Annotated in this window: 23 protein-coding genes; 13 read left to right on the top strand and 10 right to left on the bottom strand. The window is 40.1% G+C overall.

Annotated features, from left to right (window positions below; translation table 11 throughout):
• Positions 1 to 6 precede the first annotated feature (6 nt).
• The 4 genes from JKG61_RS16860 to JKG61_RS16845 are packed head-to-tail and all read left to right on the top strand — an operon-like array spanning position 7 to position 5,649.
• Positions 7 to 1,416 carry a RagB/SusD family nutrient uptake outer membrane protein gene (locus tag JKG61_RS16860; protein WP_202104121.1) on the top strand — a complete coding sequence of 470 codons (1,410 nt, stop codon included), beginning with the start codon at positions 7 to 9 and terminating at the stop codon, positions 1,414 to 1,416.
• Between the two features lie 7 nt (positions 1,417 to 1,423).
• On the top strand, positions 1,424 to 2,113 hold the full coding sequence (locus tag JKG61_RS16855) for a DUF4843 domain-containing protein (protein ID WP_202104120.1): 690 nt from the start codon (positions 1,424 to 1,426) through the stop codon (positions 2,111 to 2,113).
• A 16-nt stretch (positions 2,114 to 2,129) separates the two neighbouring features.
• Positions 2,130 to 3,572: a PKD-like family lipoprotein gene (locus JKG61_RS16850; protein WP_202104119.1), complete on the top strand. Its 1,443-nt coding sequence runs from the start codon at positions 2,130 to 2,132 to the stop codon at positions 3,570 to 3,572.
• Between the two features lies 1 nt (position 3,573).
• Complete coding sequence (locus JKG61_RS16845; RefSeq protein WP_202104118.1) at positions 3,574 to 5,649, top strand: TlpA disulfide reductase family protein; 2,076 nt, start codon at positions 3,574 to 3,576, stop codon at positions 5,647 to 5,649.
• 173 nt (positions 5,650 to 5,822) lie between these two features.
• Here JKG61_RS16845 and JKG61_RS23125 read toward each other — a convergent pair whose 3' ends face one another.
• On the bottom strand, positions 5,823 to 5,954 hold the full coding sequence (locus JKG61_RS23125; protein WP_262896212.1) for a hypothetical protein: 132 nt from the start codon (positions 5,952 to 5,954) through the stop codon (positions 5,823 to 5,825).
• Between the two features lie 295 nt (positions 5,955 to 6,249).
• On the opposite strand from JKG61_RS23125, the gene JKG61_RS16840 reads away from it, so the two are divergent.
• Positions 6,250 to 7,170 carry an RpnC/YadD family protein gene (locus JKG61_RS16840; RefSeq protein ID WP_202104117.1) on the top strand — a complete coding sequence of 307 codons (921 nt, stop codon included), beginning with the start codon at positions 6,250 to 6,252 and terminating at the stop codon, positions 7,168 to 7,170.
• A gap of 297 nt (positions 7,171 to 7,467) precedes the next feature.
• On the opposite strand, the gene JKG61_RS16835 is transcribed toward JKG61_RS16840, so the two are convergent.
• Positions 7,468 to 7,800 (bottom strand): ORF6N domain-containing protein, encoded by a 333-nt coding sequence (locus JKG61_RS16835; protein WP_202104116.1) that lies wholly within the window; start codon positions 7,798 to 7,800, stop codon positions 7,468 to 7,470.
• Here JKG61_RS16835 and JKG61_RS16830 point away from each other — a divergent pair.
• From JKG61_RS16830 to JKG61_RS16795, 8 genes are all read left to right on the top strand, one after another.
• Positions 7,794 to 8,681, top strand: a complete 888-nt coding sequence (locus JKG61_RS16830) for a TlpA family protein disulfide reductase (protein WP_202104115.1) — start codon at positions 7,794 to 7,796, stop codon at positions 8,679 to 8,681. The genes JKG61_RS16835 and JKG61_RS16830 overlap by 7 nt on opposite strands.
• Before the next feature lie 147 nt (positions 8,682 to 8,828).
• On the top strand, positions 8,829 to 9,416 hold the full coding sequence (locus JKG61_RS16825) for an RNA polymerase sigma factor (RefSeq protein WP_202104114.1): 588 nt from the start codon (positions 8,829 to 8,831) through the stop codon (positions 9,414 to 9,416).
• A 68-nt stretch (positions 9,417 to 9,484) separates the two neighbouring features.
• Complete coding sequence (locus JKG61_RS16820; protein WP_202104113.1) at positions 9,485 to 10,684, top strand: FecR family protein; 1,200 nt, start codon at positions 9,485 to 9,487, stop codon at positions 10,682 to 10,684.
• A gap of 127 nt (positions 10,685 to 10,811) precedes the next feature.
• Positions 10,812 to 14,180: a SusC/RagA family TonB-linked outer membrane protein gene (locus JKG61_RS16815; protein WP_237249519.1), complete on the top strand. Its 3,369-nt coding sequence runs from the start codon at positions 10,812 to 10,814 to the stop codon at positions 14,178 to 14,180.
• A 31-nt stretch (positions 14,181 to 14,211) separates the two neighbouring features.
• A complete protein-coding gene (locus tag JKG61_RS16810) occupies positions 14,212 to 15,705 on the top strand; it encodes a RagB/SusD family nutrient uptake outer membrane protein (RefSeq protein ID WP_202104112.1) in 1,494 nt (497 codons plus the stop codon).
• 10 nt (positions 15,706 to 15,715) lie between these two features.
• Positions 15,716 to 16,525 (top strand): DUF4843 domain-containing protein, encoded by an 810-nt coding sequence (locus JKG61_RS16805; protein ID WP_202104111.1) that lies wholly within the window; start codon positions 15,716 to 15,718, stop codon positions 16,523 to 16,525.
• Positions 16,525 to 17,946, top strand: coding sequence for a PKD-like family lipoprotein (locus tag JKG61_RS16800; RefSeq protein ID WP_262896211.1), 1,422 nt, complete (start codon positions 16,525 to 16,527; stop codon positions 17,944 to 17,946). The genes JKG61_RS16805 and JKG61_RS16800 overlap by 1 nt, the downstream gene beginning before the upstream one ends.
• Positions 17,947 to 17,960: 14 nt before the next feature.
• Positions 17,961 to 19,106: a TlpA disulfide reductase family protein gene (locus tag JKG61_RS16795; protein WP_202104109.1), complete on the top strand. Its 1,146-nt coding sequence runs from the start codon at positions 17,961 to 17,963 to the stop codon at positions 19,104 to 19,106.
• A gap of 351 nt (positions 19,107 to 19,457) precedes the next feature.
• Here JKG61_RS16795 and JKG61_RS23350 read toward each other — a convergent pair whose 3' ends face one another.
• The 8 genes from JKG61_RS23350 to JKG61_RS16760 all read right to left on the bottom strand — a co-directional run bounded on the left by JKG61_RS23350 (position 19,458) and on the right by JKG61_RS16760 (position 24,744).
• A complete protein-coding gene (locus JKG61_RS23350) occupies positions 19,458 to 19,739 on the bottom strand; it encodes a DUF4143 domain-containing protein (protein WP_202104243.1) in 282 nt (93 codons plus the stop codon).
• Between the two features lie 38 nt (positions 19,740 to 19,777).
• The gene (locus JKG61_RS23345) at positions 19,778 to 19,972 is read right to left on the bottom strand and encodes a DUF1016 N-terminal domain-containing protein (RefSeq protein ID WP_202104242.1); all 195 of its coding nucleotides are present in this window, start codon (positions 19,970 to 19,972) and stop codon (positions 19,778 to 19,780) included.
• A gap of 32 nt (positions 19,973 to 20,004) precedes the next feature.
• Positions 20,005 to 20,778, bottom strand: a complete 774-nt coding sequence (locus tag JKG61_RS16780; protein WP_202104108.1) for an Abi family protein — start codon at positions 20,776 to 20,778, stop codon at positions 20,005 to 20,007.
• Positions 20,779 to 20,784: 6 nt separating this feature from the next.
• Positions 20,785 to 20,919, bottom strand: a complete 135-nt coding sequence (locus JKG61_RS23120) for a hypothetical protein (RefSeq protein WP_262896210.1) — start codon at positions 20,917 to 20,919, stop codon at positions 20,785 to 20,787.
• A gap of 475 nt (positions 20,920 to 21,394) precedes the next feature.
• Positions 21,395 to 21,727 carry a hypothetical protein gene (locus tag JKG61_RS16775; protein ID WP_202104107.1) on the bottom strand — a complete coding sequence of 111 codons (333 nt, stop codon included), beginning with the start codon at positions 21,725 to 21,727 and terminating at the stop codon, positions 21,395 to 21,397.
• Between the two features lie 514 nt (positions 21,728 to 22,241).
• Positions 22,242 to 22,892, bottom strand: coding sequence for an HIRAN domain-containing protein (locus tag JKG61_RS16770; protein ID WP_202104106.1), 651 nt, complete (start codon positions 22,890 to 22,892; stop codon positions 22,242 to 22,244).
• Positions 22,885 to 23,916, bottom strand: a complete 1,032-nt coding sequence (locus tag JKG61_RS16765; RefSeq protein WP_202104105.1) for a HipA domain-containing protein — start codon at positions 23,914 to 23,916, stop codon at positions 22,885 to 22,887. The genes JKG61_RS16770 and JKG61_RS16765 overlap by 8 nt, the downstream gene beginning before the upstream one ends.
• Positions 23,917 to 23,967: 51 nt before the next feature.
• Positions 23,968 to 24,744 (bottom strand): MarR family transcriptional regulator, encoded by a 777-nt coding sequence (locus JKG61_RS16760; RefSeq protein ID WP_202104104.1) that lies wholly within the window; start codon positions 24,742 to 24,744, stop codon positions 23,968 to 23,970.
• Positions 24,745 to 25,096: the final 352 nt, after the last annotated feature.

The following is a 25,096-nucleotide window of genomic DNA, read 5'->3' as shown; positions in this document are numbered from 1 at the left end:
AAGGAAATGGTAAGAATATTATATATTTTATTGCTGTCCTGCCTTTGTCTGGGTTGCAATAAATGGTTGGAGGTCCAGCCGAAAACCCACGCCCCAGAGGACGTCTTATTTAAAGATGAACAGGGATTTAAAGACGCTTTAACAGGTGTGTATGTATCCATGTCCAGTCCATCGTTGTATGCAAAAGAAATGACAATGGGGCTTATGGACGTGCTCGCACAGAATTATAACATCACGACGACCACGAATACCTATTATCAGGCATCGAAGTATAACTATCTGGATATCGGCATACGTCCAAAGGTAGACGGCCTTTGGAAGACCAGTTATAATGCTATCGCAAATATCAATAATCTCCTGGCGAATATAGATGCCAAAAAATCTGTTTTCAAAAAGAATAACTATGAGCAGGTCAAAGGAGAGGCCCTGGCACTTCGCGCCTTATTGCATTTTGACCTGTTACGTACGTTCGGACCTATTCCCACAGCAAGCGGGATGATGGAACGAGCAATTCCTTATGTGACAAGTTTTAAAATGGATGTTGTTCCGTCGATTACATTAGCTGAAGGATTGGATTTTTGTTTAAAAGATTTAGAAGACGCTATTGATTTGCTGGCACAGAATAAAGCCGTAAACAACGGTATCGAGGATCCTTTTCTATCCTATACACGCAATCATATGAATTATTGGGCATCCACGGGACTGATGGCCCGTATCTATCTTTATAAAGGAGATAAAGAACTTGCCTACAAGAAGGCTAAGGAAGTTGTTGATTCTAAGTTGTTTAATTTTGTTACTGCGAATGCTATCAATAGTTCGACAAGGTCAGATTTTGTTTTTTCGTCCGAGATATTATTTGGTTTATATGTATCCAACTTAAAAGATATAAACACAAGTTTGTTCTCCAGTTCAGCTTCGACCAGTTTACTGTCAAATACCGAAACATTTAGGAATCAGCTGTATGAGATAGCCGTTGGAGGTAGTACCGACTTCCGGTATTTATATTTATGGGGTACAGAGGGAAGTTCGGCAACGAAATATCCGCTTAAGTATTGGCAGAGCAGCAATGTAGGCAACAACATAACAAATATGAACAGGGTTCCTTGTATCAGGCTTACGGAGATGTATTATATAGCCGCAGAAGCCACATCATCGCTGGGCGAGAAAATAGATTTAATAAATACAGTTCGTACTAACCGGGGGCTGAAAACCTTGGCCAAGAGTTTGGATGGGCATATCATGACCGAAGAAATCTTTAAAGAGTATAAGAAAGAGTTTTATCAGGAAGGTCAATTGTTCTTTTATTTTAAAAGAAAAAATGCAGATAAGATAGAAGGCTTTCCTACTATTATGGACGCCTCTGTTTATGTTCTGCCAAAGCCAGACGATGAAATTGAATTTTCAAGTACTAAATAGACCGATTATGAAATACTATGTTTTTTTTATAGGCACCCTATCTATACTGTTTTTGGGGTGCAAGAAAGAAAGTCTAATGTCCTTTACGCAGTCGGCGGGAGTGTACATTTACAAATACTATAATAATACGGATAAAGACAGTCTAACCTATTCATTCGCGATACAAGATGCCGCTAAGACCGTAGATACGGTGTTTATACCAGTACGGATCCTGGGCGACGCAGTTAGTAGCGACCGAACAGTGAGTTATAGTATACAAGAAGACCGATCTGTAAATATTGAACCTAATAGTTTTGAATTGTTGCCGGCGATTATTGCCGCAGATAGTTTTACTGGAAATATACCGATAAAAGTGAAGCGGAGCGAGGCCATCAAAACAACGGAGATGCGAATGTGGGTTAAACTTGATCCATCCGATGATTTCGAATTGGGTCCCAAAGATCAGCTCAGCTACTTAGTTAAGCTTAATGATTTTCTCTCTAAACCCAATTCGTGGAAAGATTCTTCTTTCGGCTCATACAGTCGTGTGAAATACGAAACGATAATAAACCAGACCGGGTTTTCAGCGTTCGGCTCACTCACATCTTTTGAATTGAATTTTATTGTTCAGACATGTAAGGGGTATCTGTTCAACTATGAACAAGTTAACAAAGAGCCTTTATTGGATGAAGATGGAGTCGCAGTTAAGTTTCCTTAAATAACAGTCTATAGAAATGAAATACAATCATATAATTTTTGGGATAACATTGCTTCTTACAATTTTATCCTGCTATAAGGATAAGGGAAATTATGATTTACATGACGTAAACCAGATTTCTGTACAACGGGATGGGGGAGATACCATCCATGTAAATCAGTTTGACACCTTACGGGTTCATCCTGTACTGGCTCAGACCATGTCTGTGAGTGAGACAGATTTGGACTTTGAATGGAGCGCCTATCTATACCCTGTGCCTTCGGGCAATATAGAATTAGGCACTGGCCGGGATCTTAAAACTTTTGTGGATATGCCGCCGGGAACATATAAGTTAAAACTAAAAGTTACCGACAGAAAGACACAGGTTCCCTTCGTTAAGGAGTTTTTAATGCTAATCAGTGGAAAGTTTAGCGAAGGATGGTTTGTGTTAGAGGAAGATGGAAATGGCGATAAAGAAGTGTCCATTATTAAATCAGATGAAACGCTAAGAAACTTGTTTGGCTTAGCCAATAATGGTCAAAAGTTACCAAAGAGTACACACACCGTGCGTGTAGGGACTGATATTTCTAGCTCGCAGTTTGTCTCTATGCTAGGGCATGAGAACGCTATTGAAGTCAGCTCATATACGTTCCAAGCCACCACACAGGCTAAAGATTGGTTCGTTGTAGCGCCAAAAAAGCTGGCTATTGAGAATTACTTCTTTACCAAGCTAGGTGCAAATGCCTTTTTGGTTAATGACGGTGATATCTATTACCATGATCTGCTTCACTCCGGAACACCTAAGTTTGGCGCCGCAATCGTTGGAGATTGGAAAATAGCCAAATATGGTTTTGTGCAGAATGCATTGAGCACGACATTTCTTTATGACACAAAAAATAAGCGCTTTTTAAAAATGGTGAGCGGTAGAGTGACCGAATTTTCAAATCCGACAGGTTCTGCTTTTGATATGAACAACGTACAGCGAGAGCTTGTTTACGGAGGAGTCAGTTTGGGAGATTTTTATAATTGCCTTTTTAGAGATCAAGGGACAGGAAAATATGCTGTATATAGGATATCGGTTACGGCTGCGGTTCCGGCCGCTGAAAAATACGATGTATTAGATGCTCCAGAACTAGAGAATGCAGTCTTTTTTGCTTCTTCCGGAGCTTATCTCCATATGTACTATGCCGTAGGTCGAAATATATACCTATTGGATATCCCTGCACAGAGAGCACGTTTAGTATATACTTTCCCTGCAGATGAGATGATCACTTCTTTAAAACTGAAGCAAGCACAAGGACTCTTAGTCAACTACCCCGATAATAATAAAACGCTAGGGGTAGCGACCTATGGGCACGGACAAGGGAAATTCTATACATTTTCCATATCTGCGACAGGAGATTTTGTGGGGGATACTTTCGTCCGCAAGGTAGGTGGTCTTAATAAAGTGATTGATTTAGAATATAAAAATAGAACGTAAAATGCAGCATATAATATCTATAGCAAAGCTTTTGGCTTGCCTGTTTCTTGTCCAACTTGTGACAGGGCCAAATGTTCACGGACAACAACAACAATTAGAGAATAATATTCTATATCCGAAATTAAAGAAGAGACTAAAAAAAATAGATAAAAACGACAACACACTGTCCCACGAGCTGCATAACAATATCGAGCGGGTCAAGTCGGATTCAATCTATCGAAATACCATCTTTGGGAAGATGGGTGAATCAAAAGAGCAGCGCTTTATCATTGAGCAAAAGTTTATCAAGGATTACCCCAATGAGATTATCAGTTATTATCTGGTAAGAAAGCATCTGGGTAATACTACTGATTTGGACAAGATTGATCACGGACTTGCACAATTGGATCAACGGCTGATGGAAAACCAAGAAGTAAAAGAATACTTACGTCAGGTAGAGGAAATGAAAAATCTTCAGGAGGGGCATTTGGCTCCGGATTTTACTTCTACCGATACCGACGGACAAAAAGTGTCTTTGAGCGATTTTAGGGGCAAGTACGTCCTGCTGGATTTTTGGGCTTCTTGGTGTGGGCCTTGTAGGGCCGAAAATCCCCATGTGGTCACAGCGTTTGAAAAATTCAAGGACAGCAATTTTACGGTATTAGGGGTCTCTTTGGATAAAGAAAGCGGCAAAGAAGCGTGGCTAAAAGCAATAAAAGATGATAAATTGACCTGGACTAATGTATCTGATCTGCAATTCTGGAACAGCCCTATAGCCAAGCAGTACTTTATAAACGCTATTCCAAAAAACTTTCTAATCGATCCTAATGGTGTCATCATAGCACGTAATCTTAGGGGCGAGGCGCTATCGAAAAAATTGGAGGAAGTACTGCTCCAAAAGTCTGTAGTCAATGAACTGAAGGATTCGAAAGAGGTGACAGAGACCGTTATGGCCATGAATGATCTGATATTGAAGGAGACTACAGCCCAAGGAGCACTTGCTATATATCAGGATATCTTGATGCGTTACCCCGAAGATAAGTATCAGAATGTCGGCTATCTTTTTGATATGTCGCGTCTGTATTTGATTCCGACATTGATCCGATTTGATTATCCCCAGGCACTCGATTACTTAAAGGATGTGAAAAGTGAATATCTGATACGTCCTATATACGAATCCGTTGTTGGTTCTCTCGTCAGTAAAGGTGAGTCGCAAAAAGCGGAGCAACTGTTATTAGCTGAAATCAAGCGTACGGATGCTCTTCGTGCCGATGATAAGGTTGTCTCAGAGACTTATTACCACCATTTGCTTACCTATGCGAAATTTCAGAAGAATGCAGGTCGGACAGCAGAAGCATTGAAGAACATTGAAGAGCTCCGTATGGCAGACAAGTTACCAGGCGGGCAGTTGGGATTTTATGCATTATTGCTACATGACAATGGGCAGCACAGAGAGGCGGCCCGTATTTTTGAAATGCTGACAAAAGAAGGCAGAACCAATCCTGAGGAAAAAAAGGCATTCAAGGATTCTTGGTTGACATTTAATGCATCTGAAAAAGATTTTGACGCGTATGTAGCTCAACTAACAACGACTATGAAGTCCAACATATCTGAGGAAATTACTAAGAATATGAAGGTATATCAGGCCGAACCTTTTGAACTACGTGATATGGATGGAAAAACCGTTTCCTTGGCAAGCCTGAAAGGTAAAATTATCTTTCTTGACTTTTGGGCCACTTGGTGTGGACCTTGTGTAGGCTCTTTTCCAGCGATGAAGCGAGCTTCCGAATTGTATAAGAATCATAAAGACGTGGTGTTTCTGTTTGTGAATACTTTTGAAAAATCCCTCGATTACGAGACTAGAAAGAAGGAAGTTCATGCCTTCCTGGAGAAAGGTAAGTATGATTTACATATATTATTGGATGAAAATACCGGAAAAAGTTATCACATGAGTGATGCCTATCAGGTAAAAGGTATTCCCGCTAAATATATTATCGACAAAAATGGTATGGTGCAGTATGCCTTCACAGGATTTAGTCAGGGTACAGATGATGCCGCTGTTGAAGCGATCAAGCAAATGATTGATAGCCTGTTGTAGTATAATTCGAACTGTCTGAATACAAAACTTAGTCTGACTGAAGAGCAGGTTAAGCCATATTATACGGGATCATAAATAGATTTATCAGAATAGATATTATATTGTAAAAGCGTTTGGGGTTAATCCTGAACGCTTTTTTTAGGTGTTAATTCTGGTATTTTTCGAAAAATGTACTACGCGATATCCGTCAATCTCCATATCTTTCCATCCTTGTCGAACTCAAAAACCGATCTGTCTTTCAGCCCGATAGCATCATCTTTTTCTGTGCCCGATTCTATCTTCCTTTCCTTCCGTACGTAATTCATGGCCTGCTATCGGAGTCTAATCGTTGCCGTCGCTTATAGTTCTCCTTTATTTTTTAGCCTCTTTTGTTTTTCTTCTCGAGTTGGCTCGTTTTTATTTTGCTGGTTTATTTTTTTTGGAAGTCCGAGGCTTTTTCAAGATATCGTCGTCTGCTAGAGGAGTGATATGTAACTGTTCGAAAGCAGTTTTTTTAGCCTCTATTTATAATAGAATAAATAGAGGGTGAAAAACTAAAATAATTAGTTTTTAGAAATTTTGTTTGTTATCTTTGTTATAGTAACCATTTGATAGACAGTTATGACTAAAAAAGTAAGGCGGGTCGATGATCTTCTATGGAAGTCTATTTTGGAACAGACTTTTTCCCATTTTTTGCAGTTCATGTTTCCGAATGCGGATGAAGAGTTTGATCTAAGTAAGCCTTTTGATTATTTGGATAAGGAATTTGAAACATTATTTCCACCCGAGCCGAATGGCAAAGGGGTTCGTTTTGTGGACAAGCTGGTCAAGGTTTATCTTAAGGATGGTGGTGAGCAATATATCTTGTGCCATATTGAAATTCAGAGTAGCAAAGGAAATGGCGATCTGGCCGAGCGTATGTTTCAATATTACTATAAGATATACGATCGATACAAAGTACCTGTCACAGCAATAGCTATTCTTGCTGATGGTAATAAAAGTTACCGACCAAAGGTATATATACGAGAGTTTATGTGTACCAGGATTCAGTACGATTTCAACAGCTATAAGATTATAGACCAAGATGAAACAGTGTTGCGTGCTAATAGCAATCCCTTTGCTGTGGTAGTGCTTACTACACTGCTGGCGATTATTAATAAGCAGGTTTCTGACGAGCAGCTGAAAGATATCAAGCACGATCTGTATGATGAAATGATGAAACGTAATATGGATAAGGCGACCCGTCAGGGTTTATATGACTTTTTAACTTATTATGTGAATTTTGATAACCAACACATTTTGAGTATATTTGAACAGGAGATTAAAGAAAAATTAGGAAGGAGCGACATTATGGGCACTCGGGAATATTTACTGGACAAAGCAAAAAAGGAAGGAATCGAGAAAGGAATCGAGAAAGGCAAAGCTGATGGTGAAAGAGAAAAAGCTATCTCCATTGCTTTGGAGTTCAAGAAAATGGGTTTGCCTTTAGCTGATATAGCCAAAGGTACCGGTCTTAGTCTTCAAGAGGTCGAAGAGCTCTAGGGAATAGAGGGCACAGGTGAAGATATTTAAGCCATTTGGGAAGACCAGATGGCTTTTACTTTTTACTCCTTTTGGTTTTCTTCTGAAGTTGGCCTCGTCATCCCGAAATCGGGACAGGTAGTCGAGAACGTCGAGAACCCCGAAGGGCTCAACGAAGTTACATCTACAAACTATACGTTCGTTTGCGCGTTTCCTATTTCTTCTCTTGCCTCCATGGGGCGATCACCACCGTTGTAGCATCATCTTGCGATCCGTGATTTCTACTGAATCATCACACCATCATGAACTGGCTGGGGGTTACTTTTTATTGCCAAGCTCATATCCGACTTGTTGCCTGGGTCTGTCTTCTTTTTCGATAAACTTACTTAGATAATCAAATAGCAGCTCGATTTTCTGATCCTGCTTTATCATTTGCTTTTCCACTTGTTCTACCCGTAAGAACACATCTTTATGGGCAAGTAACATTTCCCTTATTCGAGTGTATATTCGCATAATCTGAATATTTACCTGTATTGCTTGTTCACTATTCAATACACTTGATAGCATGAGTACACCATGTTCTGTAAAAACATAGGGAAGTGTGCGTCTTCCGCCTCGTCCCTTCTTTGCTATCGCAATTTGCGATGTCAAAGAATCCCATTCATCAGACAAATTTTAATTGGGGTGGGAGAGGACAGCCTATCCTTTATATATTTTATGTGTTGTTTAGTGGTCTTTTGGTTTCTTCTGCTTGGGCGCAGGAGGCCAAAGACCTTAACAAAATCCAAGCGTTAAGAGTTGGAGATCAAATTCCCGAAGCGCTATGGAATATTCCGCTCAAAGTGGTCAATCATCCTGAAGGGAAGGGATATATCAGGCTGCGCGACTATCGGGACAGGGAGCTGATTATACTTGATTTTTGGTCTAGCTGGTGTAGTGGTTGTATTAATAAAATGCCAGAATCGGTCCATATACAAAAAGAATTTTCTGATAAGATTCAGATTGTTTACTCTAGTAGTGAAGGGGAAGATAAGTTAAAGAGAATTGTTGAAAACCTCCCCAGTAAGGAATGTCTGGATTACGTATATGAGGATAGTATATTCAATAAGGTATTTCCTCATAAACTTGTGCCTCATGTAGTCTGGGTAAACAATTGTCGTGAAGTAATAGCCATTACAGCAGGGAAGGAGTTGTCAAGTGCCAATATTCAGGATTATTTTAAAACGGGCAAATTAAAGATTCGGCTTAAACAGGATATCCTTGATTTTGATCAAAATCGAGCCTTAAAAGATAATCTGGATAAGCTGAATATAGCACCTTTACGGGATTATACAAGCTGTATATCATCCGCAATACCCGGCATAGGCAGTAACTCCGGAATAGAGGAGGGCGTGATTTCACATATAAACTCGAACATACTCTCTTTATATCGTACAGCTTTAAACTTGCGTGCTATCAATAAAAATATAAGTATTAATACTGTTTCGGTACTCTTTCGATTTCAAAACTTTTGTTTTGGTATTGCCGCTTGAGGGTGTAGACTTAATTAGAAGGCATTCTGCTCAAAATGACCCTATTTTTGTTCGTTTTTTACCTTAATCTTTCCAGCACCGTGTCGTTTTCAATTACACAATCATTATATTTACATGGAGTAACTAAACAATTCTTGGCCCTGAATCATGAAATATATTGATGAGCAGCAATTATTGAAAGATTTTCTCGAAGGAGAAGAGCATGCTTTTAAGTATATCTTCAATACCTATTATAAGCGTATGTGTCTGTATGCGCGCTCTTTCGTGGATGAATCTAGGGAAGCTGAAGACTTAGCTGGAGACGCTTTTATCCGGATATGGGAGGGCAAGAAAGCTTATGAAAGTGTGTGCCATCTTAAAGCGGCTATTTACCAGACGGTACGTAGGCTCGGTATCAATAACCTAGAGGCTACAAAAAGGCGCAATCTCAGAGCTAATATTTATTATGAAGAGCACAGTCAAATAGCACCTAGTCAGCTTCAGGAAATAGTTTTTGTCGAAGCAATGGCTGAATTGTACCATGCCATTGAAGCGCTTCCGAACAAGGCACAAGAGATTATACGATTGACCTATCTCGAAGGCAAATCAAATCTTGAAGTTGCTGAAATCATGGGTATTAATGTGCAGACCGTTAAAAACCAAAAGCTAAGAGCGTTGACCCTACTACGCTCGCGAATTAGTAAAAATACCTTCCACTTATTAGTATTAGGTTTCCTTTCCTTAGAAAAATTTTAATTTTTTCAATTTTCTTTTAGTACTATTTTAATTTGGCGCTGTATGTATAATAAAGAGCGTATAAGAGCATGTTTAAAAACGAGCAAGAAGCCATTTATATCGGAAATTTAATTTCTAAGAAGATACAGGGTACATTACAGCAGGCTGAAGAAGATTACTTACGGCAATGGGTAAATTATTCTACTGAAAATGCCGACATGTACAACCGCTGTTTTGATGAGCAGCTTCAGAAAGAGGTCTATGTTTCCCTGCATAGTATTGATCTGGAAACTGCCTATGATCGTACTCAACAAAGAATTTTGAGCCGTGGCGAAATGACGCGTAAGCCCCGAATAGCCAGCTTATATAAATATATTTCAGCAGCCGTCATTCTGGTCATCTGCGGTTTTAGCCTTTATCTGTTCACTATCCGTAAATCTCCCACCGATGGGATGAAAGCGGTACCCGACTATGGGCCAGCCACAAGCAGGGCCAGTATCATATTGTCGGACGGCCGGACAATTTCCCTTGACAGCGCCGATTCTCTTATTATTGATCAGCAAAATATCCGTGACAATAATGGAAATACTTTGGGCGATATCAACTCGGCAGTCTTCGCTAAGATAACGACCCCCCGGGGCGGACTGTATACCATTACCTTGGCCGATGGTACTATTGTGAAGCTCAATGCAGAAAGTAGCCTCGAGTACCCTACGACTTGGGCTGTCGACCGCAGGGAAGTATCCTTACAAGGTGAAGCTTATTTCGAGATAGCAAAAAATAAAAATCAGCCCTTTATCGTAAATACTGCCCAACAGAAAATAAAGGTATTAGGTACACATTTTAACGTTTTGGCTTACCCTAACAGTAGTTTAACCAAAACAACACTCCTAGAGGGGAGTGTTCTGGTTGAGCGTAATCATACAGATCAAAATCTCCTATTGGAGCCAGGTGAACAAAGTTTATTGCAGGATAATCGGTTGACAAAGCGCGAGGTTGATGTTAAGCAAGAAGTTGCCTGGCTGTACGGTAAATTCAATTTTGATGGAAAGGATCTCAACGAGGTGATCGAAGAATTGTCCAGATGGTATGATGTGGATATTACATTTGAGGGCAAGATGCCTGAGATTGAATTTTTCGGAGGGACATACCGTAACGGTAAGATATCGAGTGTACTTGATATCTTAAAGATATACGGTATAGAATACCGGATAGTAGAAAGCAGACGTCTTATTCTCTCCCCTCAAAAAGAGCAGAAAGGAGGTGAAGGGCAAGGTAGTAATAAATAAAAAAAGCGGAAAAGTACTTACGATACTAATCCGCTGATAGGTGGTACAGTTAGGATACTGGCCATAGCGATTCGATGAAACCTTAATTGGACCCAGGTCCATAAATTAACTAACCATAACAAAATTAATGAATTTAAGTTACTTTTTAAGAGTGATCAAGCTGAGTACACTTATGTATTTCGTCGTATTTATTCAGTTTAGTTATGCGACATATGCACAGAGCATTACTTTTTCTGGCACTAATGTACCGCTGAATAAAGTCATTCAAATCGTCAAGCAACAAACAGACTTCGAAGTTTTAGGAACAAAAGAACTGTTAAATAAAGCTAAGCCTATCTCGGTAGAAGCCAAAAATATGCCCTTGCGTACTTTTTTGGATCGTATATTTGCCAACCAAGAGATCGGCTACAATATTATAGAAAAAACCATAGTTCTGGAGCAAAAGAAAGTGGAGCCTAGAAATAATGGACATTTACCCCTACGCAATGATCAACAGCGCATCAGCGGGCAGATCCTTGGCAGAGGGGCCGCTCCTTTGCCGGGCGCTACAGTTCTGGACGATGGGAAAACTATCGCCGTTGCTGATAAAGAAGGCAAGTTTATCATTAGCAATGTACCTAAAAATACATTGCTTACGGTGAGCATGGTGGGCTATGAACCATTCCGGCTACGCATCAGTCAAGACAAGTTTGACTATGTTGTGCAAATGCAGGAAGAGTCCAAGGCATTAGATCAAGTCATCGTGACCGGCTATCAAGTCATCAAAAAGGACTCCTACACAGGTACAGCTATCACCAAGAGCGGAGAGGAATTAAGACAGGTAAATCCGCAAAACGTATTGCAGGCTATACAGGTTTTTGATCCATCTTTTAAGCTTATGGATAATAATTTAGCCGGAGCGAATCCGAATACATTACCCACCATCACAGTACGTGGGGCTTCATCATTACCATCAGGAGATAACGAAGTGTTACGTAGAGACAACGTCACAACTAGGGTTAACATGCCAGCATTTATACTCGACGGTTACGAGGTGAATGTTCAAAAAGTACTGGATTTAGACATGTCGCGTATCGAGAGCGTGACTTTGCTTAAAGATGCGGCGGCAACGGCCATTTATGGTTCCCGTGCAGCCAACGGCGTGATGGTCATTACGACCAAGGCTCCAAAAGACGGGAAGCTTCGGCTATCTTACACCCATGAGAGTCATATTAATATGCCCGATCTTACCGCTTACGACGTACTCGACGCAGCCGAAAAGCTGGAGTATGAAAGGTTAGCGGGACTATACGATGGACTATTGCAACGACAGTCACAAGACCTCCTGGACGAGTCTTATTATGTAAAGTATGCAAATGTATTAGGCGGTGTGGATACTTATTGGTTATCCCAGCCGGTACGCACGGCGGTAGGGCAGAAACACGGTTTATTTGTCGAGGGCGGTTCAGAGGTGTTTCGATACGGCATCGATATGCGTTACCAAACCAGACCCGGCGTGATGAAAGGGTCAGGACGTAACCAATATTCAGGAGGGATTAATTTTAGCTATAACCTCAATAACAGATTGCGTTTTCAAAACGAATTAGCGGTGACTATCGTCAAAGGAACAGAGTCTCCATACGGTAGTTTTTCCAGTTATGTCCGCATGAACCCCTACTATCGGATGACCGACGATAATGGCAATATCCTCCAACAGATTGATCGCTGGACGAGAGTAGCCAATTCTGGCGCGGCGCAGAACGAAGCCGTGCTCAACCCTGTTTATAATGCAACCCTGAATAGTTTTCATCAGGTAGGTTATACAGAGATTATGGATAATTTATCTGGCGATTTTGATCTAGGCGCGGGGCTCCGATTGCGGGGCCAGGTCAGCTTGATGAAACGCATGAATGCAGAAGATAATTTCAGGTCTCCGTTAGCAAATGACTTCTTTTTGTATGAAACATCACGGACAGATGAAAAAGGAAGTTATATGAGCTATACCAATAACGAGCTGTATTGGGATGCCAACTTACGCGTCAATTGGTTACGTTATTTTAAAAAGAACAATATCAATTTAGTAGCAGGAGCGAATATACGTACCGAACGTGCAGACGAGCGATCTTTTACAGCCATAGGATTTCCCAATGATCGATTCAACAGCGTAGGGTTTGCAAAAGGATATGCCGAAAATGCACGGCCGTACAGTTTTTTACAAGCTTCACGTTTATTCGGCACATTTGCCAGTGCCAATTATTCCTTTGACAATAGATATCTGTTGGATGCTACTATCCGAACAGATGGTTCCTCCAAATTTGGTGCGAATAATAGAATAGCGCCCTTCTGGTCGTTAGGAATAGGATGGAACGTCCATAGCGAGCCCTGGTTTAAAAAAGGTTTAATTAGTCAGTTGCGTTTACGTGCCACGACCGGATTGACGGGGTCGGTTCAGTTTTCACCTTATATGTCGCGTACCACATATAGTTATGATCAGAGTAACCGATATTCTTCGGGTATTGGGGCCTTCGTGGGCAATTACGGTAACGAAAATCTGACTTGGCAGAAAACCCAAAGCACCGATGTAGGTATCGACCTAGGCTTATGGGAAGACCGCCTATTGGTTTCGCCTAGATATTATCACAAGCTTACGAGAGATATCCTTGCCGACATTAACCTAGCACCGTCTACAGGTTTCAATGCGTATAAAGAGAATTTAGGTGATATGGAAAATAAAGGTATCGAGCTGAATATCAATCTTGGAGTCGTCAAAAGCACGGATTGGACGGTCAATTTAACTGCAAATCTGGTTCGCAATGAGAATAAAATAGTCAAAATATCGAATGCCCTCAAAAGCTACAACGACCGTGTGGATGATGCGCAGCAGGGAGCTGAATTAATGGGTGTACCTTTATTGCGATACAACGAGGGGCAGTCCTTGGATGCCATTTATGCAGTCCCTTCATTGGGTATTGATCCGGAGAATGGCCGCGAAGTATTTCTCAAGCGGGATGGTAGTCTATCGTACGACTGGGACGCACGCGATATACAGGTCGTCGGGGTAGCTACGCCAAAGCTGGAAGGATTTTGGGGAGGCACGGTACGTTACAAGCAGTTCATGCTGGTAGCTTATTTCCAAAGCAAGATCGGAGGCAAACTCTATAACCAGACATTAGTAGACCGGGTGGAGAATGCCGATCCCAGGTATAACGTAGATAGAAGGGTCTTAGAAGAAAAATGGAAAAATCCCGGGGATGTGACGTTTTATAAAAGCATTCAAGATCTGGGACAGACCAGAGTGTCCTCCAGATTTGTAATGCCTGAAAATCTACTGGCCCTACAATCTCTTTTCTTCTCTTACGATGTCCCACAGACTTTGGCGAAGAAGATTGCTGCTTCAAGTCTTCGGATAGGAGCCACAGCCAATGATATTTTTAGGTGGTCTTCTATAAAACAAGAGCGGGGAATTGAATATCCGTTTGCAAGGAGCATGAGTATTAGTTTACAGGCATCCTTTTAACCGGCATAATTTAACTTAATTGATGAAGAAAATGAATCATCTTACAAAAATAACATGTACTATTTTAAGCTGTCTGGCATTTGGGCTATCTTCTTGCTCAAAATGGTTAGACCTACAGCCAGAAAGCGATATCGATAAAGCCATTCTATTTACCACCGAAGAAGGCTTCAAAGAAGCTTTGTTGGGTATTTATACGCGTTGTTCTCGTACGGATCTTTACGGCAAAGAACTTACTATCGCCACACCCGAGGTATTAGCGCAGAACTATACCATTACCAACATCGATTCTTACCGCTATCTACAGACCCAAAATTATAAATATAACGACGCAAACTTTATTCAGCGCAAAGACAACATCTGGAAAGGTCTTTACAATGGTATCGTTAATGCCAACCTGATCTTAGAAGAAATAGATGCTAAACAGCGCATTTTTTCGGGCGATAACTACCGTTTGATAAAGGGAGAGGCATTAGCGCTCCGTGCTTATCTCCATTTTGACTTGCTCCGTCTCTTCGGTCCCGCTTTTTCAGTTAATAGCCAGGCCGAGGGTATTCCCTACGTGACCAGCTACTCCAATAAAGTTACCAAACTTAGTACCGTTGCTGTAGTGATGGACTCTGTCATCAAAGATTTTGAACAAGCCAAAGAACTTTTGGCCAACGATCCCATCCGCTCTAAATCGTATGTTATAGGCTATCCAACCGTTTCCGATACCTTAAAAAACACAGAGCTGAGCAACAGTAGTCTTTTCCTTCAGAACAGAAGACACCGGCTCAACTATTATGCCGTATGCGGCTCTTTAGCCCGTGTCTATCTGTACAAGGGAGATAAGCCCAGTGCCTTGTTGAATGTCAATGCGGTGATAGATGCCAAAAAATTCACTTGGACCAATGCGACCGATTTCATGGCTGTAGATGACAATAAGAAGGACCGTATTTTTTATAAAGAGTTACTATTTGGCTGGTATATCCCCAATTTAAACAACGATTATAACGGCGGTTTCTTTACCGAAGGAAATAGTGGTATGCATCTCAGCCAGGACGATATACGCGCTATTTATGAGACGTCGGGCCCAGGAGCTACCGATATGCGGTATTCACAATGGTTCACCTCGGGCGTAGACAACATCTCAATTATAAATAAATATAAGCGAAATGCTTTCAGCGAAAATTTTTCGGCCAATCTACACTACCTGATGGCTCCAGCCATTCGACTTAGCGAACTCTATTATATCGCTGCAGAATGTACCTATGCAACGGATCCGGCAAAAGCGGCGTCCTATCTCGATGAAGTACGTACACATCGGGGGATAGGCGCCAAGGTCCAGGTTTCTAATGCTGCGGCATTCCAACAGGAACTACTTAAAGAGTACCGTAAGGAAATGTATGCCGAGGGTCAATTGTTTTTCGCCTACAAGCGGTTGAATACCGCAATAGCAGGTCTCGAGGGGCGTACTATTCCTACCAACCAGCAGATTTTCGTATGGCCCTTGCCAGACGATGAGATTATTTATGGACAGCGATAATAACAAAATAATGAAGAAAATTAACTATTACCTAGGGGTTATATACCTTATGTTGTACATGTCGTCCTGTCAAAAAGTAAACCTAATGACGTACGATCAACCAGCGAATATATATTTTGACCTGACATCAGCGCAGCGTGATAGTGTGGTATACACCTTTGCTTACGATATGACTAAAGCGGTGGATACAGTTTTTATACCGGTACGCTTGATGGGCCACCGTACAGCGGCATCCCGCCATTTTCGTGCCGTGGTAGAGCAAGATTCATCGACTGCCCAAGCCGGCACACATTACAAAGCGCTGGAAAGCCAATACCCATTGGCCGCTGCAACAGGCCGACAGGCACTTCCGCTTATTGTTTATAATTCGTCCGACCTAGAAAGCAACTCCGTGACCATGATCGTAAAGCTGCAACCAAGTGATGACTTTGGAATCGAAAATAAAAAGCTGATCCGGGCCTATGTCGTGCTTTCTGCACGGCTGGAAAAGCCTATATGGTGGGATATGTGGATGAGTGCCTACTCCAGAACCAAACATCAATTATTTCTAATCGTGACCGCACAGCGGGATCTCAGCATGGACGGCCTTGACGCGCCCAAAAACCTGTATTTTGCCAATCTGCTTACCCAGATGCTTAACGATCCTTTTCGATGGGTAACTACCCATCCCGAAAAAGGGTATGTCCTCACCAAAAGCTCCGAGAACGAGGATTATGATTTTTACCACAAAGATAATCCAGGGCGGGTTATCAAATTAAAGCTCAATACCGGCTCCGGTAAGTACTATTTTATGGACGAACAAGGAAAGGAGGTTAGATAATGATCAAATTGATAAGCATATTATTAGTTACGTTTTTATGCATAGGTTGTTATAAGGATAAGGGAAATTATCAAATTGATATGCCTATAGCACCCGAGGTGAGTGGTTTGGATACCCTATATGAAGCCTTTGTTGGTGATAGTCTTGTAATAGCACCCCAGATTAAAGGCCTGGATAGACAAAATTTACAGTGTGAATGGCGAATTGATGTACCAGAGGCGTTAGATACTGATGATAACCAATATGAAGGTGAATCGTTGCGCATAGTATTTGGGCTTCAGGCTAAACGTTATAGAGCAAGATTAACCGTTACAAATACAGCAAATGGAATGAAATATTTCCATAGCTTTATTATTCAGGGCCGAACAGAGTTTTCCAAAGGCACGCTCGTACTCAGTGACGATCAGGGTACCACTAAGCTTAGCTTCATAAAAGAAGATGGCACTGTTCAGCCCAATATATACGAAGCTATCAATCGGGAGCAACTACCAGCTTCTCCGCTAGGTATTTTCTTTCTGAGTAATCAATTTACGGGAAATACGCCGCTGGCGTATTGGATTATAAGCAAAACGGATGGTGTCCGACTCGACGTCAATAACCTGAAGAAGGAAGAGATTAAACCAGGGACATTGCAGGACAATTTTTTCTTGGCACCTTCTACCATCGATGTAGGATCCATTGTAAATCACCCTCAAGGTGTCATGATGGGAATAGTAAACGGCAAGTTTTACGGCGGTACCACCTCTACCTGGGATCAATCCAATACCTATGGTATGTTTGGAACTTACGCCGAGGGCGACTATGAGCTATCACCGCAGTTTGTTATGAGCACTGTCAATGGGAGTTACAGTATGATCGCTTTTGAAAAAAACAAAAAACAGTTTGTACGCATTAACGTATACGGCGCACCAACCTATTTCGGGTCACAGTACACGAGCATTAACCCCGAAGTCTTTAACCCCGCAAACGTAGGCCTGGATTTGTTAAAAATAGTACAGATCAACAATAGCGACACTTACGCCTTTATGAAAGATGGCACGGGTCAAGTGTTTGAGTTGAAATTCAATGTAAATTTTAACGGTCCGTTCACATTCACTTCCGGGCATAAGCGAGTATTCCAGCATCCGGAATGGATCCATGAAAATACCCCTCTGGTAGCGACAAGAAATGGAAATATCTATATGGCCGTGCAAAACAAAGTATATCGTTACAATCCGATCAATCAACAGACATCACTTCTGGAAGCCAGTTTTTCAGGTACAGTTACCCTATTAAAAGTTGATGATGACGATAATACTTTGATCGTCGGGGCAGATAACGGTTTACATTACTTAGACGTACAGGCCGGAAAAAACGGAAATCTTATCAAAAAAATCAGCGGTATCCCAGGGCAACCTATAGATGTCGCATCACGTAAATAATAACACAAACAGAAATGAATATTTTTAAATTAATAATTGCCCTGACGGCTTTTCTACCCTTAGCTTTGACAGCACAAGAAGGTGGTTTTATGATTAAAGGAACAGCACCAAAACAATTTAACGGAAAGAAAATCTATCTCGATTACAGTAAAGATGGTTTTGTCTTATCCGATTCCAGCAGTATTACAGATGGCAAATTTTCTTTTAAAGGCAGTGTCGACGAGCCGATGTATTCGCGGATGGTATTTGACCCCGAGGGAAAAGGTAAACCTATGGTACAGGATATCGGGGATCGTCTGTATTTTTACCTAGGTAATGAGACCTATAATTTCAGTCTTAAAGACTCCTTACGGACGGCAGACATTACCGGCTCGTCATTGCACAAGGCTTACGTAGCTTATTTAGCTGAAATAGGGGGAGGTTTCATGGATATTATAGATGGAGCCAATAAAGAGTTCGCCGCTGTTAAAGCAGATGCAACTGATGCCCAACAACAATATAAATCCATTCACGACAAGTATGAGGCAAAGTTTGAAGCACGGCGTAGTAAAGAATTTACTTTTGCACAAAAAAATCCAACCTCGATTTTTTCGGTCGATGCTTTAGTCGACGTGGCTAATAAACGCAAACTGTCGGAGATCGAGCCTGTCTTTTTAGGCCTCTCCAAAGAGGTGCGGCAGCTGGCAGTGGCAAAGCAGCTCGAGGCGCGTATCTGGGCGGATAAAAGCATAAAAGTCGGCAGCAAAGCACCGGATTTTTCACAGCCAGATGTCGATGGAAAGCCGATAAAGGTGTCTGATTTTAAAGGACGTTACGTCCTGATCGATTTTTGGGCGAGTTGGTGTGGACCATGCCGTGCCGAAAATCCCAACCTCTTGGTCGCCTATAATAAATACAAGGATAAAGGCTTAGATATATTAGCTGTATCACTGGATGACGGACGTAGCAGATCAGCCTGGTTAAAGGCAATTAATGATGATGGCATGCCTTGGGTACATGTCGCTGACTTAAAAGGCTGGAGCAATGAGGCTGCGGTGTTGTATGGCGTAAGAGCTGTCCCTCAAAATTACCTGGTAGATCCTCAGGGAAATATCGTAGCTATCAATATCAAAGGAGAAAAACTTCATGAAGAGTTAGCAAAAGTGTTTGGAAAAATTTAATTCCTTTCTTCTCAGACCTACATAAATTCCACTCCTCCATTTAAATTTTTATAGAGGAAATATAAAGAAAACGCCTGAAGCGACCCGCTTTAGGCGTTTTTTATCTTGTTACATGCAAGCACTCTTGCGATGGTTACAGCTACGATTTCAATCTTTACCATCAAAAAATTTGAAAGACATTACTATATACAGTTTACCGTCATTTTCCAGGGCAATACCTGCACACCGCTACGTATCAAGCTTTCTTCACCACCATAGATCAAATAAGGTATTACGATTTGAGGATCAGCCAATTCAGCGAAATGCTTTAAGTTTTTAAATAAGGGTGCGCTTATTGTGTGTGGATTTTATCTAATACACCTCAAAATCACTGGCATTCTTGAGCAAAAGGTCAAGCTCTATACCGTTATGGTTCTGCCAAAAATAATATTGAAGATGCTGATAGCTGTTTTCATTAAATTTTTGAAAATTGGCAATTACAAAATTTTCAAAGATATTGCCTTTGAATCTATTCGTTGCCAATTCCTCCTGCTCTCTGATTTGTAGTAAATGAGTCAGTAGACCGGTGTCATTTTGGAATATCTGATATTTAACTTTGGAATATCTGGTGTTAAACTGTTTTCTCTTCCGCAGGTGGCTCCAGACCTATATAGAGCGTTATGCGATATCCGTCAATCTGCATATTTTCCCGTCCTCATCAGCTTCAAGCAGTGTGACCAATTTAAGCCAAATTCAGCAAGTTTTGACTCTCCGTCTACAGATTGCGCAGACACTGTCTGCGTTTTTGAATATACTAGGTAAAACTGCCTCATTTGTTCAATGTTCCTTTGCGAAAAACCTCGTCCAAAATCTTTAGTGAACTTGATAGCATCACCTTTGAAAAACTGGTCATCTCGAGCTAGTTATTGGGCTTTAATTGTGAGAAAAGAGGCTGATCAAGCCATTCCTTTGGGAAACCCATTTTCCAAAGAGGAGTATTACGAAAATTTTCAATTAGTTCAATAAGTTCCTTTTTTAGGGAGTGACCAGTAGATATTTTGTCGTTCATATATAGCATAGCGCAAAGGATTGGGAAAATCTTTTTTTTCCTATCTTCATTCGGTATGTAATTAAGAACAGTGTCAGAAAGATTATTAGGCCATGCGTATTTAATTATAAGTGACCTATTCCATAGTCTGCTATGGTGGGCTATGAGGTTACGTACTAATGTTATGGTTCTTAACCAGCTTGAAAAATCTCTAGTACTGCTTAGGCCAAATTCATTTGCTATTTTAGATTTTTCTGGAAGTTGCATTGCTAAGTTATCAAATAGTTTTGATAATGTCCCCAGAGTCACAACCTCTAATCCTTTCCATGCTTCTGGATAATCGTTTGGATGATTTAGGTAATGCTTTACCATAAACTCCTCACTGCTTTGGCACATGTCATTCAGTAATTTTGACAAAAATTTAATGTGCTCTTTTTTGTTTCGGAATAAAGACGGCATTAAATACCATTCTGCTCCATGAGATAACGATAAATGATAGATCAATTTTGTTCTTAAGGAAATTTCAATCCGTTCAATAGCGTTAAAAACTAATAATCGAAAATGTCGGTCAAAATTGTAAAGATCAATCACATCTTCAAAAAAGGATCCATTTTTGAAAGTATGAAGCACCTTGTCCTCTTGCATTTCCCACTAGTAGCCTTTTAGTCTGTAATAGCTTATATTGCTTAAGAAATGTGGGGCCGTATCGATATTTCGGAACTGCATATTACGTTCTTGTAATAAGGCGAGCTGATCATGAACAGTCAACGGTATCTTTCCAGACATTTAAGTATAATTTGGTTATAAAATAAAAAAGACCCGCATGCTGTTCTTATGGGAAGCAGTACGAGTACCGTTAGTACAAATATAGTAAGATAAATTAAATTAACAAAATGTTTTTGGTTAATAGTTTGTTTTTTAGAAACTTACCGGTTTTATTTTTCTTTCTTCCCTTCTACAGGTGATACCAAACCTATGATAGGGCGCTCGCCTTCTCCGTAAAAGTATTCGAAGAGTTGGCTGGGAAGAATTCCTGATATCTTTGCAAGAGCGCATATTCCAAATGCGAATAATTCTTCATTATTCTTGTTGTTTTTTGAATTGCTGAAATGAGTTTTTGTCGCATTAATAGCTTAGCGATTTCATTATATAAATAAAAGTGCCTATATTTGTATACGAGTTCATCTTTCAATGCTTGTTTACATGGCCGAAAGAAGGAAATCGGAAAACGCATAGCCAAGAAGTTATGCGTTTTCTGCTTTTACAAAGTTTCTGACCATCTTCTTTTGTATTTTCGTTCTATTTTATTACGTTGTGCATCTTTTCCTTCTAACTTATAGGCCGAAAGTAGATAATAAGAAATTCCATTTCTTAAAGGCTCTAGTACCACCACATACTCCTCATCTCGATCATAAATGTAAGTTCGGAACCCTTCGGGTTCTTTAACTGTAAAATGCAACATATTTTCTTTCTTTCTAACCTCTAAATGGTGTCGTACCCAGTGTAATCTGACACTTCTACCTCTGTCAAATACTCTTGCAGGTTTATCCGCGTATTCTTTTTTTGTTGTCAAATGGTTAAATAATGTTTCCATTGTCGTTAATCCATCTAGAGGCGTAGGAGTAATGTTTTTTCTGTTAAATGAAGGAGTTTTCTAGGTGGCAGCTTTCATCACAATAAATGTTATAGGTTTTGTTCATATTCTATTTTAATATGGGTTGTTTGTTTGAAAGCATGGATCAGTGTATTTAATAATCTTCTTCCTTTTATTCTAGTTTTAGCCTAAGTACTTCCTTGTCTGCTTCGGTGGTGACGTATCACTCCTTTATCCAATATCCTCCATTTTTTGGAGCGCCCCTGAATTCAATTTTATCTTCCATCTTTAGTTGTTTAAGCCCCTTTGTTTTCATCTGCCGGTGCATCGCCGATATTCACGTAGCTTGTATTAGCATCCCGTTTTCTATTTCTTCCCTTCCGTGTGAAGGGGCAAGTATATAATTAGGATGCTCTAAGCTGCTAGAGCAAGATTAGGCTAATAACCATCGGTATAGATGTAAGACCGACGTGCGTGTAAAAAACAAAGCAGCATTTGTTGAATGCTGCTTTGTTTACGTTGATATCTTTATAAATATTTTCCTAATCACGCCATTTTGTTCGAGAGCTTTTACGGTAAGGTTCAGGTTGTCAGCGTTTTTAAAAATTCTACAGTGCACCTTTTTTATATACCCCAGTTTGGTCCCGTTAAAGCTGACCAATACCGCCTCGGGATCGTATACGTTATCTTTTTCAAGAGCATACTGTAATGAGTCGCCATTTTTTACAAAATCTTTTGGGATCTGGTAATGAGAGAGCCCCGAGAGATCTGTTAAAAAAGAAAGGTCATCACCATCTTGGTACTCCGCTAAGAATTCGAAGTTATCCGTTGCCGTTAACCCTTGCGTTTTACCTAACAGGTAAAATTTATCATCTACTTTTTCAGCAGATACTTCCCAGAAATCCAAAATCCGTTGAGCGTCTGGACGATCCGTTTTTATGAGTCTATGGGCAAATATGGAAAGTACGTTGATATCATATACCTTATCCAAGTTTTGAAATTCCACATAAGGGATAAAACCTTCTGTTGATTTTAAAGTTTTGGCTTCGGGGAGATATCGGAATGTAATATTATTATCGGTGTCTCTTTCCAAAAGTCCAACAATATGCCTACGGGATCCAGATCCCTTACGCCATGCAAGATATATTTTTGAAAACTCACTCATTGATAATAGTTGTTATTGTTTTGTACCGCAAAGTTAGCAATTTTAATATCAACTCTTTCCTAGAGGCGGATAATTTGTAAAACGAATGCTTTTCTGGCAGTACATTGTCTATATTGTTTATAATTTCATCTACTTTCTGCAAGTCCCAGTTGTTTAAGAATACTGTTGTACGTTCAAATTCGTCTTTGTCTACCGATTGTTTAAATTGACGTATTAAATCAAAATGTTGAATCTTACGTTTATCTCCCCCGTGTAGCTCCGAAGTACCTCTGCGAATATAGGCCTCCATCATTTGGTTATCTTTCAACATCTTATTGATTTTATCTTCAGTAAGTTCGCGACCTAATGAGCTCCCGCTATCATAAATCGGTGCCATCTCTCTTATGTTCAACTTTCTTAGTTCAAATTCTCTATTTATTAAAGCTTCATTATATTTGAAATCACCTTCCTTTTGTATTCTTGCGAGCATGGGTTCTATATCAACATCTTCTTCTGAATTGAACGAGTCAGATATGAAAGCCCAGTTCTCTTGATGTCGGTCAGAGTTACCGATTAACGCATCGAAAATCAATGTCTGTATAAAATCCCGTTTATATTTCCCTAAGGCGAAATGCTGTAATGTATTTTCAAGAAGCTGGTAAGTGTATTCATTTCTAGTTTCATTTTTTTCTGGGATAAACTGCGGATTGAAAGTGACCATATATCTCCCTACTTCGACGAGTTGCTCATTGTCCCGTTTTATCATAGACCGACTGATACAGCCTATCTCTCCCTTACTTGTTGCCACATCATATCTTAGCACATTGAGTTTGAGTAGTGTCCCTATTTGATAGGCTATGATTTCAGACCAGAATTCGTCTTTATAATATTTCTCTTGGTTGTTCTTTCCCGCTTTGCGTTCAGAACGTTTGAAGAACCACAGGTCATCGTTTTCATCTTGCAAGATATGTTTTTCGCGTGTCCCCCCACTTTGAAACCAAAAAGTTTCTTGCCAAGACGAAGCGTCAATAAATTTTACATCCATAAGGTTTTTCTAAATTGGCCAATTTTAAATATTATTTACACCGACTTCATATTATTCTTTTTTGCCCTTATCGACCACCTCCCAGTGGCCACCTTTCGTGGGGCCGATGTGTTTTATTAGACCGGCATCTTTTAGCTTCTTTATATTTTTCTGAATGTTAGCGGAATTAATACCGACTGCCGCCGATAGCTTTTCGACAGTCGTGTATTTATTCTTGATGATCTCTTGTAGAATTCTTTCTTGATTAGGAGATAAGTTTATTGTATCTTTTATTGTATCTTTTTGTGGTTGATCTTCTTCTTTCGGGACATATAGCTCTAGTATCTTTAATGCCAGATCATAAGTTGTATGCTTCGCTTCCTCAAAAAAATGTTCAAAAAGAACCAATGGTTCTACGCCGATGGCTACTGCGATTCCGTAAACTTCGTCTGCATATATTTCGTCTAATCTCCCAAGTTTTAATATCCTGCTAAATCTGGTTTTTTCTATGTCTGCCGAAGCGTAAAAGGTTTTTTGTGAGTTTAGAAATGGACTAAGAAGCAGAGTTAATCGATTAGTGGAATCCGTTGAAGATATTATCATTTTAGCTTTAGATGCAATAAAAACACTTTTGCAAAATGAATTTAAGTCAAAACCATACTCTTTGTATAGGTTATAAAATAACTTTCCGAATAAATATTTTTTTCCCTTGAATAACGCTTCAATTTCATCTATTTTTTTAGATACACTACAGACCTCAATATCATTAGCCTTAATGAACTCTATTAATGCTGTAACGAATTTTAAGATGTATTCTTTTTTTCTGGGGTCAATTTCCGGCTCTTTCATTTATTTAAGAGAAATTTGTTGCATATTATTATTTCTATTGTTACCTTTGTTCTAGATCAGTTAATCTGGTCGAGTCTCGGATATGGAAACGACGAAATTTCAATGACGCGAGACGTAGGGTTTGCGAACCCCCATTCTTTTTGTATTTTTACAAAGTGAAGGGGTAAGCCTCCCTATTTGAAACTGCGTCATGGGTTATTCGTCGTACCTCATATTCAGTCGAAGATAGCGGGGCTTACCTCTTTTTATATAGCTCCACTTTTCTTCCTCGAGATTCTTAAAATGTGTAACCAAATTTTATAAACTATGACGACACAAGAGTCTTTCACCCACACTAATGTACAGCATGCGA

Source organism: Sphingobacterium faecale, from assembly GCF_016746095.1.
In the GTDB taxonomy this organism is placed as follows: Bacteria; Bacteroidota; Bacteroidia; order Sphingobacteriales; family Sphingobacteriaceae; genus Sphingobacterium; species Sphingobacterium faecale.
Note: the sequence above shows the minus strand (reverse complement) of the source record. Positions and strands in the feature narration are given on the sequence as shown.

Bases quoted from the DNA above. Each gene is read 5' to 3' on its own strand.
- JKG61_RS16860 (WP_202104121.1), top strand. From the start codon at position 7: ATGGTAAGAATATTATATATTTTATTGCTGTCCTGCCTTTGTCTGGGT.
- JKG61_RS16855 (WP_202104120.1), top strand. From the start codon at position 1,424: ATGAAATACTATGTTTTTTTTATAGGCACCCTATCTATACTGTTTTTG.
- JKG61_RS16850 (WP_202104119.1), top strand. From the start codon at position 2,130: ATGAAATACAATCATATAATTTTTGGGATAACATTGCTTCTTACAATT.
- JKG61_RS16845 (WP_202104118.1), top strand. From the start codon at position 3,574: ATGCAGCATATAATATCTATAGCAAAGCTTTTGGCTTGCCTGTTTCTT.
- JKG61_RS23125 (WP_262896212.1), bottom strand. From the start codon at position 5,954: ATGAATTACGTACGGAAGGAAAGGAAGATAGAATCGGGCACAGAAAAA.
- JKG61_RS16840 (WP_202104117.1), top strand. From the start codon at position 6,250: ATGACTAAAAAAGTAAGGCGGGTCGATGATCTTCTATGGAAGTCTATT.
- JKG61_RS16830 (WP_202104115.1), top strand. From the start codon at position 7,794: ATGTCAAAGAATCCCATTCATCAGACAAATTTTAATTGGGGTGGGAGA.
- JKG61_RS16825 (WP_202104114.1), top strand. From the start codon at position 8,829: ATGAAATATATTGATGAGCAGCAATTATTGAAAGATTTTCTCGAAGGA.
- JKG61_RS16820 (WP_202104113.1), top strand. From the start codon at position 9,485: ATGTTTAAAAACGAGCAAGAAGCCATTTATATCGGAAATTTAATTTCT.
- JKG61_RS16815 (WP_237249519.1), top strand. From the start codon at position 10,812: ATGAATTTAAGTTACTTTTTAAGAGTGATCAAGCTGAGTACACTTATG.
- JKG61_RS16810 (WP_202104112.1), top strand. From the start codon at position 14,212: ATGAATCATCTTACAAAAATAACATGTACTATTTTAAGCTGTCTGGCA.
- JKG61_RS16805 (WP_202104111.1), top strand. From the start codon at position 15,716: ATGAAGAAAATTAACTATTACCTAGGGGTTATATACCTTATGTTGTAC.
- JKG61_RS16800 (WP_262896211.1), top strand. From the start codon at position 16,525: ATGATCAAATTGATAAGCATATTATTAGTTACGTTTTTATGCATAGGT.
- JKG61_RS16795 (WP_202104109.1), top strand. From the start codon at position 17,961: ATGAATATTTTTAAATTAATAATTGCCCTGACGGCTTTTCTACCCTTA.
- JKG61_RS16780 (WP_202104108.1), bottom strand. From the start codon at position 20,778: ATGCAAGAGGACAAGGTGCTTCATACTTTCAAAAATGGATCCTTTTTT.
- JKG61_RS23120 (WP_262896210.1), bottom strand. From the start codon at position 20,919: ATGTCTGGAAAGATACCGTTGACTGTTCATGATCAGCTCGCCTTATTA.
- JKG61_RS16775 (WP_202104107.1), bottom strand. From the start codon at position 21,727: ATGGAAACATTATTTAACCATTTGACAACAAAAAAAGAATACGCGGAT.
- JKG61_RS16770 (WP_202104106.1), bottom strand. From the start codon at position 22,892: ATGAGTGAGTTTTCAAAAATATATCTTGCATGGCGTAAGGGATCTGGA.
- JKG61_RS16765 (WP_202104105.1), bottom strand. From the start codon at position 23,916: ATGGATGTAAAATTTATTGACGCTTCGTCTTGGCAAGAAACTTTTTGG.
- JKG61_RS16760 (WP_202104104.1), bottom strand. From the start codon at position 24,744: ATGAAAGAGCCGGAAATTGACCCCAGAAAAAAAGAATACATCTTAAAA.